The sequence below is a fragment of the Bacteroides thetaiotaomicron VPI-5482 genome (assembly GCF_000011065.1).
GTDB classification, from domain to species: Bacteria; Bacteroidota; Bacteroidia; order Bacteroidales; family Bacteroidaceae; genus Bacteroides; species Bacteroides thetaiotaomicron.
Genome location: NC_004663.1, coordinates 4,039,596 through 4,057,771, shown reverse-complemented (window position 1 = coordinate 4,057,771; position 18,176 = coordinate 4,039,596). Strand labels below are relative to the sequence as shown.

General features: G+C 44.5%; 7 protein-coding genes. 3 read left to right on the top strand and 4 right to left on the bottom strand.

The features are described 5' to 3' along the window. Positions 1 to 2 precede the first annotated feature (2 nt). On the bottom strand, positions 3 to 3,323 hold the full coding sequence (locus BT_RS16070) for a SusC/RagA family TonB-linked outer membrane protein (RefSeq protein WP_162303095.1): 3,321 nt from the start codon (positions 3,321 to 3,323) through the stop codon (positions 3 to 5). A gap of 674 nt (positions 3,324 to 3,997) precedes the next feature. On the opposite strand from BT_RS16070, the gene BT_RS16065 reads away from it, so the two are divergent. The 3 genes from BT_RS16065 to BT_RS16055 all read left to right on the top strand — a co-directional run bounded on the left by BT_RS16065 (position 3,998) and on the right by BT_RS16055 (position 12,118). After that, complete coding sequence (locus tag BT_RS16065; protein WP_011108688.1) at positions 3,998 to 6,445, top strand: glycoside hydrolase family 95 protein; 2,448 nt, start codon at positions 3,998 to 4,000, stop codon at positions 6,443 to 6,445. A 124-nt stretch (positions 6,446 to 6,569) separates the two neighbouring features. Beyond that, the gene (locus BT_RS16060; protein ID WP_011108687.1) at positions 6,570 to 10,502 is read left to right on the top strand and encodes a hybrid sensor histidine kinase/response regulator transcription factor; all 3,933 of its coding nucleotides are present in this window, start codon (positions 6,570 to 6,572) and stop codon (positions 10,500 to 10,502) included. Positions 10,503 to 10,684: 182 nt separating this feature from the next. Then, a complete protein-coding gene (locus BT_RS16055; RefSeq protein ID WP_011108686.1) occupies positions 10,685 to 12,118 on the top strand; it encodes a sialate O-acetylesterase in 1,434 nt (477 codons plus the stop codon). Between the two features lie 121 nt (positions 12,119 to 12,239). On the opposite strand, the gene BT_RS16050 is transcribed toward BT_RS16055, so the two are convergent. From BT_RS16050 to BT_RS16040, 3 genes are all read right to left on the bottom strand, one after another. After that, entirely contained in the window at positions 12,240 to 13,001 is a 762-nt protein-coding gene (locus tag BT_RS16050; RefSeq protein WP_011108685.1) for a carboxypeptidase-like regulatory domain-containing protein, read from the bottom strand. Between the two features lie 210 nt (positions 13,002 to 13,211). Next, entirely contained in the window at positions 13,212 to 17,096 is a 3,885-nt protein-coding gene (locus BT_RS16045) for a TIM-barrel domain-containing protein (protein WP_011108684.1), read from the bottom strand. A gap of 227 nt (positions 17,097 to 17,323) precedes the next feature. Further along, entirely contained in the window at positions 17,324 to 18,097 is a 774-nt protein-coding gene (locus tag BT_RS16040) for a radical SAM protein (RefSeq protein WP_011108683.1), read from the bottom strand. Positions 18,098 to 18,176 lie beyond the last annotated feature (79 nt).

Genomic DNA, 18,176 nt, shown 5'->3' with positions numbered 1-18,176 from the left:
AATTAAAATGTGACATCAATTCCAAATACAAAGTTCCGGTTCATAGGATATACACGTCCGTTACCATTGGCATTCAATGGTGAAGTAAGTGCCGGGGCAGTGTCATTACTGCCGCCTACCCATCCGTTCACCTGATTCAGTGTTTCCGGATCAAACTGTTTCGGCAATTTAGAAACAGTAAACAGGTTATCACAAGTGACGTATACTCTCAAATTACTCAGTCCGATATGTTGCACCAGCTGAGGCTTGAACGAATAAGACACCGTCAGATTCTTTAGGCGCATATAAGCTGCATTCAGCAAGTAACGGGTGGTATTGTAGCCTGTATTGGCTGCCAGAGTCTGTTTATCATCCGTCAGACGTGGTAAATATCCTTCAGGATTCTGAGCATTGAAATGGTCCAGATGTTCCTTGAAATAGCTATTTCCACCAAAGAAATAAGCTGCACCGGAGATGGGGAATTGCCGTTTGGCCACCCCTTGGAAAAGAGCAGATACTTCAAATCCTTTATAGCCTGCATTCAGGTTGAATCCAAAAGAATATTTGGGAGTAGCATTACCGATCACTTTCAGGTCACCGTGATCTGCCAGTGTACCCTTGCCCGAATCGACTTTTCCGTCGTGATTTGAATCTATATATTTCACATCGCCTCGTTGCCACTTATCACCCGGCTTAAAGAAACTAAGGTCTACCGTTTTGAGGTATTCATCCACTTCACGGTTGGTTCGGAAGAGGTCATCGGCCTGGAATCCCCAGATTTCGCCGATATCCATTCCCTCATAGTAACCTTTGTTACGTGCCAGACCGGTATGATTATTGTAAAGCAGGCCTTCGGGATTATTATATTTCGTAACTACAGCCTTATAATCGGAAATATTGAACCCGATACCGTAGCTAAAGCCACATTTCAGTCTATCCTGCCAGTTGACCGATAATTCCCAGCCACGATTGCGCAAAGTTGCATTATTTATTTTCGAACGGTCTTCAGTATTAATACCGCTGATAGAAGGTATTGCCTCAGCCGGACCGATCATATCGCGGGTTGTACGCTGATAAATATCGGCAGTTACAGAAAGTCGGTTTCTGAACAGCATCAGGTCAATACCAAGATTGGCATTATCCACTTTCTCCCATGTGATATAAGGACTGATCATTTTAGGTGTTCTGGCAAGTACTCCTTTGGACGGAGTATCACTTACTCCCGGCAGTAACCAAGAGTCGGGAGAATCAGGAACCAGATTCATAAATCCAAGATAGTCATACAATCCGGCACCATTCTGATTACCCAGACGTCCATAAGACACACGTAGCTTCAACTGGGAGAACGGAAGGTTCCATCCCTTGAAATAATCGGTACGTGCCATATCATAACCGGCGGAGAAAGAAGGGAAGAATCCCCAACGATGTCCCGGAGCAAAACGGGAAGAACCGTCATAGCGTCCGCTAAATTCCAGGAAATATACCTCCTGATAGTTCCAGTTCAACTTGGCATACATACCCATCGTGGCCCAGTGAGTGCGGTCTTCATTGCCGGAAAGGTTACCATTGGCATTGGCAAACGAGAAAATGTCACTGGTCAGCAGACCGTCTTTATAAGTATAACCGTCAGAGTTTTCCTGCAGTTCCATCTGAAAACCTGCCATTGCCCTAAAGGTATGGTCGCCCCAGCCAAAAATATAAGAAGAGAGTATATTCGGAGAAAGATAATAGTCGAAGGCATTCCCACGGGTGTAAGATCCCCAGCGGGAATTTTTCCAGTTCATACCCGGATATACGTATCCCTGCTTGGTCGACTTATCTATCGATAACTCTCCGTCGGGTTTTTCGTAAGTAGGATAACCACGTTTGAAGCTATTATCTTCCACATCGAAACGGACTTTCATTTCTCCTACAATATCCCATCCTTGGAGCGGAGTGATGGTAGCGGAGAAAGACATAGCATCGGAAATACGGTTTTCTACATAATGTGATTCTTTCAGATAACGGAACTCTGAAGCATCATTATATTTCGACTCAATGGGATAATGAGTCGGGGCATTCGGTATAGTCTGACCAATGGTTCCATAAAAGATGGTTTGGTTCGCCATCGGACGCTTCAGAATATTCAATGTCAGGTTGTTGTTGAAGTTGAACTTCAACCATTTATTAGCATTAATCTGAAATTTCGTATTCACATTGTATTTACTCAGGTTATCATCTACCTTATCCATCAGACCTTCCTGATAAATATAGCCTAAACCTACATAATAGCTGACCTTATCAGAACCGCCGGATATACTCAGATTGTGGGAATGACGAATGGAAGCATCCTTAAAATAATAATCAAACCAGTCGGTATTGGCATATACCGCATCCTTTGATGATGCCCAGTTGGTCTTATTCTGATTAGGTTCGATACCCGGAAATTCCGTGGAATAAGGATTCTTCATAAACCCTTCCATCTTTTCTATGAGTGCGTCAGAAATCTCGTGTTTCTTGCCATCATTATCATTGCGTTCGTTTATATAATGAGCAAACTCCAGAGAGTTCATCATTTTGGGCATATTGATAGGTGAACTGAAGCCGACTGTTCCATTGTAAGAGACACGTGTTTTATCCTTTCCACCGCTTTTGGTAGTAACAATAATCACACCATAGGCAGCACGGGCACCATAAACAGCAGCTGCAGAAGCATCTTTCAATATACTGATCGTTTCAATATCGTTAGGATTCACATTCTGAAGGCTCTGCTCAACTCCGTCGATCAGCACATAAGGTTCTCCTTTATTAATAGAACCCGTACCACGAATATTGAACTTGATTTCAGCACCCATTTCACCGCCGACACCATCAGCGACTGCATCTGTTGAAAAATTCAAGCCTGCGACATTACCCTGAAGGGCACTGGTCAAGTCCGTTACCGGACGACTGGCGATTGCTTCCGAACTTACCGTAGCAACGGCAGCCGTAATAGTGCTGCGCTTCTGCTTGTCCATACCTACAACCACTACCTCATCGAGCACCTTTGCATCTTCTCTTAATACGAAACGGTTACCTTCAAGTTTCTTCACTTTCACTTCAAGAGGAGAATAACCTACATAAGAAATGGACAATGTCGTGCCGACTTTACCTTTCAGAGAGAAATTTCCGTCAAAATCGGTCAAAGTCCCTTCTTTGGCCCCTTTCACCATGATTGTGGCTCCGATAATAGATTCACCACTATCATCCACCACTTGTCCTTTAATCATTTGTTGCTGTGCAAACGCTCCTAAAGGGAATAATAGGAGGAGCATCAGAAGACTAACAAAACAACTTTGTTTTTTCATCTGTTTCCTTTTTTTCATAATACTACATTTAATAATAAAGATTCATACTTTCACTAGCTAACAATAAGTTTCAATCTTCGACAAAAATACAACCACAGCATAAAAGGAAACATTCAAAAATCATCAATTAAAATTCAATAATGATCAAAAGAACCCTGTGCAATCCGCTAAATGATCATTATTGATAGAGAAGTGATCAAAAACAAATGCCAATAGATGGTGATTCACTTCCCGTGCAGTGACAAACAAACTGTTTTTTAGGCAAAAACCCGCATTTTTTAGAAACAGGACGTTTTGCAGCCAATCAATTGCAGGCATAAGACAGAACGTTATCAATCATTATCAAGTTAATAGACAGCACAATACAGGTTACTATATTCTCAAAGTATTCTCATCGTGATGAGAAAAAATTCTCACCACAGTGAGAAAAAATACTCATGCCTATGAGAATATTTTCTCATTGCAGTGAGAATTTTTTCTCATTTCGGTGAGAATCGAAGTGTCTGTACTAACCTGCTAATGGTCAACTACTCATTTACTACACAATTTTATTCATTTCCGAGTCAAGAAGGAGCTAACAAGGCATTTTTATCGATTTTTGAAAGCCTATTGAACAAAATTGAAAAAGAGTCAGAACATGGATAAGGAAGAAAAGGAGTACTTTTGCACGTACTCCTTTAAATTAATTTATTATGAAGAAACTTTATTCTTTTTTTATCTGCACACTTTTCTCCCTTTCCGCATCATCAATAGGAACTGTTGATTATACCAAAGGACTCTCTGTCTGGTTCGATACTCCCAACAATCTCGACGGGCAAGCTATCTGGCTACGTGCTTCCGGTTCAGGAGCCAATCCTGACAAAACGTGGGAAAGTCGTTCACTTCCTATCGGAAACGGTAGTCTGGGAGCGAACATCTTAGGGTCGGTGGCTGCCGAACGCATCACTCTCAATGAGAAAACTCTCTGGAAAGGAGGACCGAATACTTCGAAAGGAGCGGAATATTACTGGGACGTAAACAAACAATCGGCAGGAGTATTAAAAGAAATCCGCCAGGCATTTCTGGATGAAGACAAAGAAAAAGCCGCCCAACTCACCCGGAACAACTTCAACGGTTTAGCAGCTTACGAAGAGAAAGATGAAACTCCATTCCGTTTCGGTTCGTTCACCACGATGGGAGAACTTTATGTGGAAACCGGACTCAATGAACTCAGAATGAGTAACTATCGCCGTATCTTGTCATTAGATTCTGCCATGGTTGTGGTGCAGTTCGATAAAGATGGAGTGCAATATCAACGGAAATATTTCATTTCCTATCCGGACAGCGTCATGGTAATGAAATTCACCGCCAACCAATCCGGAAAACAGAACCTTATATTGAGCTATTGCCCCAACAGCGAAGCAAAAAGTAACCTCAGGGCAGACGGAAAAGACGGACTGGTATATACCGGAGTACTCGATAACAACGGTATGAAGTTTGCCTTCCGAATCAAAGCTATCCACAAAGGAGGAACTCTGGAAGCTGAAAACGACCGCCTTATCGTAAAAGGCGCTGACGAAGTGGTATTTCTGCTCACAGCGGACACCGATTATAAAATGAACTTCAATCCCGATTTCAAAGACCCGAAAACGTATGTAGGCAACGATCCGGAACAAACCACCCGAATCATGATGGACCAAGCAGTACAAAAAGGATATGATGAACTGTACCGTAATCATGAAGCCGACCATACGGCGCTGTTCAACCGGGTACGGCTGCAACTCAATCCGGATATAAGCAGTCCCAACCTCCCCACCTACCAACGTCTGGCTAATTATAAAAAAGGAACCCCGGATTATCAACTGGAACAGTTGTACTATCAATTCGGGCGTTACCTGCTGATAGCCAGTTCGCGCCCCGGCAATATGCCCGCCAATCTGCAAGGTATGTGGCACAACAATCTGGACGGTCCCTGGAGAGTGGATTATCACAATAACATTAATATCCAGATGAACTACTGGCCTGCCTGCTCCGCCAACCTTTCGGAATGCACATGGCCTTTGATAGACTTTATACGCAGCCTGGTGAAACCCGGTGAACAAACGGCACAAGCCTACTTCAACGCACGCGGATGGACGGCATCCATCTCTGCCAATATCTTCGGATTTACAGCGCCTTTATCCAGCAATATGATGTCATGGAACCTGAATCCCACCGCAGGCCCATGGCTTGCCACACACATCTGGGAATATTATGACTATACCCGTGATAAGAAATTCCTGAAAGAGATCGGGTATGACCTTATCAAAAGCAGTGCACAATTTGCAGTGGACCATTTATGGCATAAACCCGACGGCACTTATACCGCTGCTCCTTCCACCTCTCCCGAACACGGACCGATAGACGAGGGAGTAACCTTTGCACATGCCGTAGTGCGTGAAATACTATTGGACGCTATCCAAGCCAGCAAAGAACTGGGGATCGACTCCAAAGAACGCAAACAATGGGAAAAGATACTGGATAAATTAGTTCCCTACCGCATCGGACGTTACGGGCAGTTAATGGAATGGTCGACCGACATAGACGACCCTGAAGACGAACACCGCCATGTGAACCATCTCTTCGGATTGCACCCGGGACATACCATTTCGCCCATCACGACCCCCAAACTTGCAGAAGCCGCAAAAGTGGTATTGGAACACCGCGGAGACGGAGCCACCGGATGGAGCATGGGATGGAAACTTAACCAGTGGGCACGCCTTCAGGACGGAAACCATGCTTATAAGTTATACGGCAATCTGTTGAAAAACGGAACACTGGACAATTTATGGGATACCCACGCGCCTTTCCAGATTGACGGAAACTTTGGAGGTACGGCAGGAATAACCGAAATGCTGTTGCAAAGCCACATGGGATTTATCCAATTGTTGCCAGCCTTGCCGGATGCCTGGAAGAACGGTTCGATAACCGGCATCTGTGCCAAAGGCAATTTCGAAATTTCCATTTCATGGAAAGAAGGGCAACTGGACAAAGCAACCATTCTTTCCGGGTCAGGAACTCCCTGCAATGTAAGATACGGAGATAAAACTCTCTCATTCAGCACCGTGAAAGGGAAGAAATATGAAATCACTTTAGTAGGAAATCTGTTAAAACTGCTGTAAACAGCACCTATTTCATCATATATTCAGCAAAAACCGGCTGAATATATGATGAAAGTATTATCTTTGGTAAACCAAACCAAGGATCAATGTGCCAATCTCAGACGATCCGCTAACCTACTTTTACATGAAAACAAGATTGCTTACTTTACCAGGGATTATAGCTATTATACTATTGATAACTACCCTCCCTCTCCGCGCAGAACATTACTACTATAAGCAAATCTCCCTCAAAGAAGGACTGCCGTCCAATGTACGCTGCATCCTCAGAGACGAACAGGGTTTCATCTGGATAGGCACCAAAGCAGGACTGGGAAAGTTCGACGGACACCAACTGAAGAGATACAAACACCAGGCGAATGATCCGCACTCGCTTCTTCACAACCTGATCTACCAAATAGCGGAAGACAAACAACATAACATCTGGATACTGACCGAAAAAGGAATTGCACGCTATCAGCAACAGAGCAACAACTTCACTTTCCCTACAGACGAAGAAGGGAATTACATTACTGCCTATTCCTTCTGCCTCGTTCCGGATGGAATCCTGTTCGGTGGCAAAGACAGAATCTATAAGTACAGCTATAAGGACTCTTCGCTGAGACTCCTTCAATATTTCAATGCCAACTCTTTTAAAATCACCGCTCTCAGTGTATGGGACTCAAAGACGCTGCTCTGTTGCAGCCGATGGACCGGCTTATATCTCGTGGACCTGCAAACCGGAGAGCACAGACGCCCGCCCTTTGACTGCGGACCGGAAATCACAAGTATGATAACCGATTCTAAAAATAGAATCTGGATTGCCCCCTACAGCGGTGGACTGCGCTGCTACTCACGCGACGGCAAACTATCGGCTTCGTACACTACCCATAACTCCTCACTCAGCAACGACATCGTATTGAGCCTCGCCGAAAGAGAAGAACAACTGTGGATAGGAACAGACGGGGGAGGCATCAATATCCTCCATCCCGAAACCGGAGAAATCTCCCAACTGGAGTATATTCCGGGCCGTGAGAACTATTCTCTGCCTGCCAACTCCATTCTCTGCCTTCACAACGATTACAACAACAATGTATGGGCAGGAAGCACCTGCAACGGATTGATCAGCATCCGGGAAGTATCAATGAAAACCTATACGGACGTAGTGCCGGGCAACGACCGCGGATTGAGCAACGGCACTGTACGGAGCCTTTACCGGCAATCGCCGGATAGCATCTGGATTGGCACCGATGGGGGAGGCATCAACCTTTTCAGCCCGCACACCGAAAAGTTTACCCATTATTCGTCTACTTGGGGAGATAAGGTGGCATTCATCAGTGGCTTTACACCCGGAAAACTACTGATCTCGCTTTTCTCCAAAGGAGTCTTTGTCTTCAACCCCGCCACAGGAGAGAAGCAACCTTTCACCATCATCGACAAAGAAACGACTACACGGCTCTGCAACCGTGGAAAGTCCGTCAACTTATATCAAAATACGCCCAACACCGTGTTATTCCTGGGAGACCACATCTACCAGTATCACCTCAAAGAGAAGAAATTCAGCACCATCACCGAAGAGGAAGGGAAAGATATTGTGGGTACCCTTGTCCCGTTCGATCATCAAGAGAACCTGACCTATATCAATGATATCAAACATATCTATGAACTGGACGACCAGACCTCCCGGCTGAAAACCGTTTTTGAATGCTACACGGATACAGTGATCAGTTCCGTATCCCATGATGAACAGGGACATTTCTGGATCGGAAGCAATTTCGGACTTATCCACTACGACCCTGTCTTAAAAAGCCGGACTCTTGTCCCTACCAATCTGTTCACCGAAATTAATATGGTACTGTGCGACCAGAAAGGCAAAGTATGGATAGGCGTTGACAATATGCTTTTCGCCTACTTCATCAAAGAACAGAAGTTTGTACTTTTCGGAGAATCGAACGGAGCCATACAAAACGAATATCTCCCTAATGCACGGTTGGTGAACGAACAAGGGGATGCCTACATAGGCGGTGTGAAGGGTATGCTGCGCATCGACGGACAACTTCTTCTGAACACATCGGAAATGCCGGAACTTCAATTGCTGGATATTACCATCAATGGCGAATCGGCGAATCATGAATGGTACAACCATCCGGCAAAAATCTCGGTACCCTGGAACAGCAATATATCCATCCGCATCATGTCGAGGGAAGAAGACATCTTCCGGCAAAAGATTTACAGGTATCAGATAGAAGGATTGAACAACGAATATACCGAATCATACAATCCGGAACTGGTGATCCGATCACTGCTTCCGGGAAGTTATAGAATCATGGCTTCGTGCACTGCAAAAGACGGTAGCTGGATTCCCGACCAACAAGTACTGGAACTAACCGTACTTCCGCCCTGGTACCGGACATGGTGGTTTAGCCTGACTTGTGCCGTACTCGTTTCTATAGCAATCATCGAAACTTTCCGAAGAACGGTGAAGCGCAACGAAGAGAAATTGAAATGGGCAATGAAGGAACACGAGAAACAAACGTATGAAGAAAAAGTACGTTTCCTTATCAATATCAGCCATGAACTCCGCACTCCGTTGACACTTATTCATGCGCCGCTCAACCGGATACTGAAATCTTTGTCTTCCGAAGATCCCCAATATCTGCCGCTAAAAGCTATTTATCGTCAGGCCCAACGAATGAAGAACCTGATAAACATGGTGCTCGACGTACGCAAAATGGAGGTCGGTGAGAGCAAACTGCTTATTCAACCGCATCCCCTCAACCACTGGATTGAGCACGTATCACAAGATTTCATCAGTGAAGGAGAAGCAAAGAACGTACGCATCCGTTACCAGCTCGATCCGCAGATTGAAACAGTAAGTTTCGATAAGGACAAATGCGAAATCATCTTAAGCAATCTGCTGATCAATGCGCTCAAACATAGTCCTCAGGATACGGAAATAACCATTGCCTCGGAATTGCTTCCCGAAACAGGAAGAGTACGTATCTCCATCATCGATCAGGGATGCGGATTGAAACAGGTAGATACACATAAACTCTTTACCCGCTTCTATCAGGGAACAGGAGAACAAAGTGGAACCGGAATCGGATTGTCTTACTCAAAAATTCTGGTCGAACAGCATGGCGGCTCTATCGGTGCACAAGATAACCCCGAAGCGGGGGCTATCTTCTTTTTCGAGCTACCGTTGAAGCAAGAATCAGAAGAGATTATCTGCCAGCCGAAAGCGTATCTGAACGAACTGATACTTAGTGATAATCTGAAGCAGGCAACCGATAAAGAAACTTTCGATACAACTCCATACACCATCCTGGTGGTGGATGACAATCCGGATATGACAGACTTTCTAAAAAAGACACTGGAAGAGTCTTTCAAACGGGTAATCATTGCCGCTGATGGGGTGGAGGCTCTCCAGCTTATCAAAAGTCACATTCCGGATATCATTGTCAGCGATGTGATGATGCCGCGGATGAACGGATACGAGCTGTGCATAAACATCAAAGAAGATATTACGATCAGCCATATTCCCATTATCTTGCTCACGGCACGAGATGATAAACAAAGTCTCATCAGCGGTTATAAGAATGGAGCAGATGCCTACCTGACAAAACCTTTTGAAGTAGAAATGCTGATGGAGATAATCAGTAACCGTCTGAAAAACAGGGAATACATTAAGAAAAGGTATTTGCATACGGGCATAATACCTGTCCCGAAAGAGACCACTTTCAGCCAGGTAGACGAGAGCTTCTTACTTAAAGTGAACAAAACAATCCAGGAGAATCTGAGTAATACCAATCTGGACATTCAGTTCATTTGCAAGGAAATAGGTTTAAGCCGTACTTCGCTTTACACTAAACTGAAAGCACTTACCGGGATAGGAGCAAATGATTACATCAATAAATTCCGAATAGAAAAAGCACTTACGTTAATTGCCAATACCGAAATGACATTTACGGAAATTTCAGAAGAGGTCGGATTTACATCTCCCAGTTATTTCAGCACTGCTTTCAAGCAGTACACAGGGGAGACACCGACTCAATACAAAGAAAAAACAAGTAAAATATAATATCATCATAATCTGAAGACAATATTTATCAAAAAACAAAAGGAGAAAGCGAAGTTAGAGTAAATCGACCAAAATCTGTCAGAGAATGACTAAATAGTATTATTCCATATTTAAATTAGGTTGTAATTTTGCCCTATACCTAAGTGAAGTATTTGTCAAATCCTAATTAATAAAACAATAGTATGAAAAAACATTTTCTGATTTTTACAATCTCGCTTCTATTTTTCTCGCTTGCACAAGGCAAAGTAAAGCTCCCTGCCATGATGGGAGATCATATGGTACTCCAACAAAACAGTTCCGTTAAGCTGTGGGGATGGGCAGACGGCAAAAAGGTGACTGTCACCACCTCTTGGAATAACCGTACTTATAAGGTATCGACAGACGATGAGGGAGCCTGGCTGGTCAAAGTGGATACTCCTGCCGGGAGTTTTACTCCTTATTCTATTACCATCAGTGACGGGATCCGGGTCACGCTATCGGATATATTAATAGGAGAGGTATGGATATGCTCCGGTCAGTCTAACATGGAAATGACCATGAAAGGAAACATGGGACAACCCATCGACCATTCGCTGGAAACTCTTCTGAACGCAGGCAACTACCGCGACCGTATCCGTTTTATCACTGTCCCCCGAACCAAAGGAGTGAAAGAACGGACAGACTTTGAAGGAGCGAAATGGGAAGTTTCTTCGCCCGAAACCACTATGGATTGCAGTGCCGCAGGTTACTTCTTTGCCCGACAACTGACGGAAACGCTTCATCTCCCCGTAGGACTGGTCATCAACAGTTGGGGAGGTTCACGAATCGAGGCATGGATGACAGAAGAAACGCTCGCCTCCGTGAAAGGCGCAAATATAGAAGCCGCCAAAAATCCAAAGTTAGATACGAACAGCCGGCTGCAATGTCTGTATAATATCATGTTACTGCCTGTGAAAAACTATACGGCACGCGGATTTCTATGGTATCAGGGAGAGTCGAATCTATTCAACTATCAGATCTATGCTCCGATGATGACTGCGATGGTGCAGCTCTGGAGAAATGTATGGGAAACACCGGATATGCCTTTTTATTATGTCCAGATTGCTCCGCACAAATACGGAAACAGCCGGAATATAAATTCCGCCTTATTGCAGGAAGCACAAATGAAAGCATTACAGACAATCCCCAACTCCGGAATGATTCCTACGATAGATGTCGGCGACGAGTTCTGCATTCATCCCCCTCAGAAAAATGTAGTAGGACTCCGGCTGGCCAATCTCGCACTGACTAAAACATACGGTCTCCATAAATTCCCATCTACCGGACCGATGATGACAAAGGTGGAATATTCAAAGAACAAAGCGATCGTCACACTCGACAATGCCCCTTCCGGACTGGCACCGGGCAACTGTGAATTGGAAGGTTTCGAAATAGCAGGAGCCGACAAGAAGTTCTATCCGGCAAAAGCACGGATTGCAGGTCGCACAAGAAATGTGGAAGTATGGAGCGATCAGGTCGCCCAACCGGTAGCCGTACGGTATGCTTTCCGTAATTATGTAGGAAACATCACTTTACGCAATACATTGGGGATCGCTGCTTTCCCGTTCCGGACGGATACATGGGATGATGTAAAGTAAGAGCCTGATTAGCCTGTGTGCAGGGTATATATGTCCTGCGTACAGGAGCTATATATCCAACGCGCAGGAGCTATATATCCAATATGTTGGGCATATAGCTCCTGTATGTAACTAATAAATTCTATCTGACGTAAGTCTCCTTTTCCATATAATAAATAGCTTCTCCTCTATCCCCGTTCTCCAAATCTGTCAGTTCTACCTTAAACACATAATAAGGCAAAGTATTATTCCTGTTTTTAGGCATATCGACTGTCAACAGATAGGCATTTCCCCACTCGTCAGGAGCGAAATATTCTTTTATCTCTTGCTTCATGAGTATAGGAACTTTTTCACCGTTGATCCAGACAACAGCTTTCAACTGTTCCGGCTCAGGGGCCAGAATTGCTTCTTTAGGCTTTCCGGCTTTCATCCATGCCTGCGTACGTGTCAGACTCATAGGACGGACATACACCTGATAAGCAGGTGTTGCACCCGGGATTCTGAAAGCACGCAGTCCATAGGCTTCCATACGATGATATTGTATGTTGAGCGTTGTGTCGCGATCGGCGATAAAATCCCATCCCCAAAATTCCAGTCGTTGATCCTTCTCCGGTAGGGTAGAATTGGCGATGATGTATTCATCCATATTCAATGCACCCATCGAATGATATTTTCCCTTGGGGATGCGTATGCTGTAATTTCCATTTTTGTCTGTCAGCGTTACCGATACCTCACTGAAGTCCGGACGTGCCCAACTGACGGAAACATTGTCCAGCGGATGATTATCATAATCGGTCACACGCCCATTGATCGTTACAGAGTCCGTTATTACTTGAGAAGTTTGAGCTACCAAGCTACTATTAAATCCGATTATAAGTATGAGTAATAATAAATTTGCTTTCATTCTATTATTTGTTTGTGATGATTATCTTTAACTCCTATACGCTCACTCCTTCGCACACATTGGTAAATGTATAAAATTAATCTGAAAGTCTATCTATTATACGTATATTTATAACGTCCAAATAAAATAGCTCTTAAAGCAAAGAGGATGCCAATAGTTCCCCACAGGCATCCTCTTTTGTTATATATCAATGATTTACACGAAATACATTTAGAATGAATGCATCCTCAGTTGCTTATCAACCAATATTCCGTCTTTCAGATTCAGATCAAACTTCACTTTACGTTTCGCTTTCAATTTCAGAATAAAGAGTTCTTCCGAACCTTCCAAAGCCTCCTGTTTTCCCATATTGACGAAAGTAGGATAGAGAGATTTCACACCATTCGTATGCAGGCGGTCATAAGTCAGATTTTCCATTGCTTTCATATTCAGCGGTTCCACACCTACAAATTCATAGTCGCTCTGATCATAAGGCAAAGCAAAGCTAAGTGCATTAACCGAACGCAGATCATTACCTTTCACACGGATTTCAACGATTTCGTCCTTCTGGTACTGCTTCTTCGGAGTGCTGATAGACAGAGAGCCGGATACTTTCTCCGTAGCTTTCCTGTCGACACCGCCGTCGAGCTGAGTGGCTACGACAGAAATATCATAAGCATCTATCAAGTCATTCATGTTGATATCGCCTTTGCTGATATAACCTTCAAAGTCTGAATCACCACGACGCAATCCGGTATAGTTCATATAAGAAGTCAGGTCATTGCGGTCGATCTTGCCATCATTGTTGATGTCGCCTTGCAGGTAACTTGCCGTTCCCGGTACTTTGAATACGTAGATTTCACGACCTGAACCATAGTTTCCTACACCTGCCGTAACGTTCAGTTTGATGTAACGTGCATTTGGACGCTCTGTGAAAGTGAATACTTTTACATCACCGTCCCGCTGCCATTCGAATGCTCCGGCTTCCGTCCAGTTTTCTTTGTCCATACTGTAGGATACTGTTCCTTTCAGCAGTGTACCGTTGCCGGCATCCGCACGGGGTAGATAATGGAACTTATCCAGTTGGTTAACTGTTTTGAGGTCGATAATCAAATCTAATGGTATGGAGTTAACGTTATACTTCGTGTGCCATGTATCTCCCGATTCGGAGAAGTTGAACAATCGGTCTACACCGAATCCTCCCTGCGATGCGGCAGTCGATTCGCCTTCAATGCCACGAATAGCAAATTCCAGCGGATTAGTCTTCGTTTTCACCTGAATCTCTGCCCATTCGGACACACCGTCTTTGTTGACAGCACGCACTTTGAATGCGTAAGGAGTATCCGCTTTCAGATCTTCAAACAGTAAGTGAGTATCCCGGATAGTCGTATAAAGCATTCCGTCAAATTCAATCTCATAGTAATCGGCATTGGGTACTTTGTCCCAAGTCGGTTGCAGGGTATATGCTTCTCTGTTCTGCTCGCTTACCTGAGCGTTTTGCGGTGCAGACAGGGTTCCGTTGCTTACCAAGTTCCGGTCGGCCGGCTCAAAGCGGAAACCTTCCACGTCCAGCTCGATACGATTGGCGGTGATGTCGGTGCTGCCCAGTTTGATGTGCAACAGCGGATTCTTTGTGATAACCACTTTCTCAAATTCACTTCCTTTGGTTGCAAACTTATTCAGATTGGGGGTTTCTTCGTACCAGAATACGTTTTCTCCATTCAGAAGTTCCGCTGCCGTGCTTACTTCCGTCAGTTTTACTTTCTTGTTGTTGATTCTTGCAGTCAGTTTCTTCGGTTTCTCCGTGACGTTGATGCGCAGTTCCGTCTTTTTATCTTTTACAAAACCGTCGAAACTTCCGGCTGTGGGATGAATGGTGATAGTCACACGGTTCTTTGCGTCTACGTTCGATTCGATCAGGGTAGATACCGATTTCTCCTGACGGTAGGCTTCCGTCACACCGTCATCGTCATATTCTACGGTTGCAGTATGGCGGTTCGGATAAAATTCATAGATGCGAAGTGAGGGGTCTATTTCGCTGACATTATTGTTAGGTTGTGTCATCGGAATAATAGCGCCGTTCTTTACGAATACGGGTAACTTCCAGACCGGAGTATCGAAGTTGCTGAGAATACGGTTGCCTTCGTATTTCTCTCCGCTGAAATAATCTATCCAAGTGCCTTCGGGCAGATAAATTCCATTGCGGATATCATTGCCTTCTTTATCAGCTTTCGTATTCTGATAGACAGGGGCTACGAGAAAGTCGGTACCATACATATATTGGTAGCGGGTAGCCGTTCCGTAGGTATATTCATTCGGATAGTCGAGGAACATGGCACGGATGAGAGGCATACCATCCACCGCTTCACGGGCAAAGCTATACGTGTAAGGCATCAGTTCCGATTTCAGTTTGAGATACATACGGTTAATGGATGTAGCTGGTTCGCCTAAAGCATGGGGGTACTTTTCGTTGGCGCCCCAGCCATCCATATTCAACTGCATGGGGGTAAATGTTTTCCATTGGAAATCACGTATATTGACTGCCGCATTTTTTCCACCGAAGATACCGTCCATATCCGAGCAGATATTCGGCTGGCCGGACAGACCGGAACCTATATAAGTAGGGATGTGAAAACGGATATATTCCCATTCGCCTCCGGTCTGGTCGCCCGACCAGATGCCGGCATAACGCTGTGTGCCTGCCCAGCCGTCCAGTGAAATGATAAAGGGACGGGCATCATTGCCATAATAAGGCATAATATGTCCTACGTCCGCCACTCCGTTCAATCCGAAGGAATAGCCGGCTCCTACCCATGCCACGTCGGTTTTGAGTACACGCACACCGGCATCACGGACTTCTTTCACGATGTCACGTTGCAACAAGGCGCTTATACCTTCCTTCGGGTGCAGGTCCGACTGTGTCCAGAGGCCTATTTCCACTCCGTTCTTACGGGCGTAGTCTCCCAGGCTTTTCAGATTGGCGATGTTGCCGTCCAGTGTTTCCGTCTGTCCGTATCCGGCTCCGTAACCGTCGTTCGGAAGTAACCATCCGAGAGGCATATCATGATTCTTGTAACGGTCGATAACGGCACGTGCCGAGAACTGATAATTGTTCTTTTCACCATTCAGAGACTCCTTGATGCCGCCATTGTCTTTCTGGCTTTCTTTATAACGCTTTCCGTCTTCAAAGAGGATTCCTTTCTCGTCTTCCTTCCAGTAGTCACGGTTGTAGGCATTGAGATGTCCTTCGTAAAAACCGAATTTGGGCAACAAAACGGGGTTTCCCGTCAACTGATAAAAATCATTCAACAGGGAAACGACTCCGTCGTTGACCATATAGAAAATATCAAGGTAAGAAGAATTGTGAGACAGTTTCACTATGTTTTTCTCTGTTGCTCCAAAGTCGTATTCACCTTTCCGGAAAGTGTACCACATCATTCCGTAACCATTGGTAGACCAGTAGAAAGGGGCAGGGGAGGCCACTCCGCCATCCGTCCAGCTATTCTGATTTTCGATGGCAATAACCTTGCCTTTATGAGAGAAACGTCCGTTTTGCACACCGCCTCCGTAGAAGTATTCTTCGGGATTCTCCTTTAAGGTTACGGTCACTTCTTTAGGACCGAATATCACCGGAGCGACTTCTTCGATCACACATTTGCCGGTTAACGGATTAAAGACTTTCATCAGTCCGGTCTGCTTATTCAGTTCAATCCGTACTTGGGCGGTGGTGAGGGTGATATATCCATCTTTCTCGTCCACCGACAGTCCGGAAACCTTGCGTCGGGGCTGGTCTACAAGTATCTGCGCTTCAGGTTTCGCTTCGGGGTCACGGATGATGCCTCCGGAATTGTCCTGAAAGACACGGAAAATATTCTCTCCGTAAAAGTCGATAGTCATCCGTTGCTGGTTCGCAAACAGTACATCAACCGTCGTCGGGTTTATTTTTTCTGCACGAAGGATTCCCGAAGTTTGTTCCTGATGGACGGATGCCGAAGAAACGTCACTCTGATCCGATGCTGCGGATGCCTGTATGGAAGAAAGGGAAATCGGACATAAGAATAAAATGGCGGTAATACGCCTGAAATGTCGTAAAGAGATGGGGGTTTCTTTTTTCATGTTTTTATTTATTTGGTATTAGAAATTAAGACTGTTAATGTCAGATTGTAAAATTACTCGTTTGGTAATAAATACACTTCATCTTTGGGTTACCCTAAATCAGAAGCTGTTTTATTATTATTTATTCACAAATCCCATAGGGATAAGCGGAGGTCAATAGCGTGTCACCTTATTTTTTAAATCTAATCCGATATCTTGTACAACAAATAGCATAATTCACTTATCCATCAATAGGACGCTGTTGCCGGAATTCCCGTTCGCTTTATCAATTCTACAATCCGGTCCAGTTCTTCATGAGTGGCTTTCTGCAGATCATGGTCGGGAGTTTCCCTATCAATCGTATAGATCATCACCTGACTGGGAGCTATCTCCTTGACTGCTTCCAGCCAGGGGAGCACAAACTCATCGGATGTATTATTCATATCTTTTCCAAGGTAACTACCTTTCAGAAACATAGTCTGAACAATACAATTTCCTTTGAATTCTTTCATCTTTTCGATGATCTTCCTTACGGAATATTTCCCGTTGGGACGATCCAGGAGATGAATGTATTCTTCGTTCACTGTATCCAGCTTCAGGATATTATTATCTATCTTGTTCAATGCATCGAATACCGCAGGACGGTCGATGAAGGTAGAATTGCTCAATACACTTACTTTTGCATTCGGGAAATAGTGGTCACGAAGTGCCAGTGTATCTTCTATAATTTCCGGAAAATGAGGGTGGGCAGTCGGTTCACCGTTTCCGGCAAATGTGAGTACATCGGGGGCGGGACCGTTCTTCTGCATATCTTTCAGCTTTTCTTCCAGGGCGATGCGCACTTCTTCACGAGTGGGCAGATGCTTCTTCGGACGATGGTCGGCATTAAAGCCGCATTCGCAGTAAATGCAGTCGAACGAGCAGACTTTGCCGTCTTCCGGCAATAAGTTAATTCCCAAAGATACACCTAAGCGGCGGGAATGAACAGGGCCGAAGATGGGTGAAGGAAAAATAATAGTCATCTTTTTATTAATTGTTTTAATGTGAGTTCAATATCAATACGGACGTTTATCACATCAAGCTCACATTATTTTATCATTT

What these genes read in the sequence shown, in the direction of transcription:
- BT_RS16070 (WP_162303095.1), bottom strand. Translation starts at nt 3,323, where the DNA reads ATGAAAAAAAGGAAACAGATGAAAAAACAAAGTTGTTTTGTTAGTCTT.
- BT_RS16065 (WP_011108688.1), top strand. Translation starts at nt 3,998, where the DNA reads ATGAAGAAACTTTATTCTTTTTTTATCTGCACACTTTTCTCCCTTTCC.
- BT_RS16060 (WP_011108687.1), top strand. Translation starts at nt 6,570, where the DNA reads ATGAAAACAAGATTGCTTACTTTACCAGGGATTATAGCTATTATACTA.
- BT_RS16055 (WP_011108686.1), top strand. Translation starts at nt 10,685, where the DNA reads ATGAAAAAACATTTTCTGATTTTTACAATCTCGCTTCTATTTTTCTCG.
- BT_RS16050 (WP_011108685.1), bottom strand. Translation starts at nt 13,001, where the DNA reads ATGAAAGCAAATTTATTATTACTCATACTTATAATCGGATTTAATAGT.
- BT_RS16045 (WP_011108684.1), bottom strand. Translation starts at nt 17,096, where the DNA reads ATGAAAAAAGAAACCCCCATCTCTTTACGACATTTCAGGCGTATTACC.
- BT_RS16040 (WP_011108683.1), bottom strand. Translation starts at nt 18,097, where the DNA reads ATGACTATTATTTTTCCTTCACCCATCTTCGGCCCTGTTCATTCCCGC.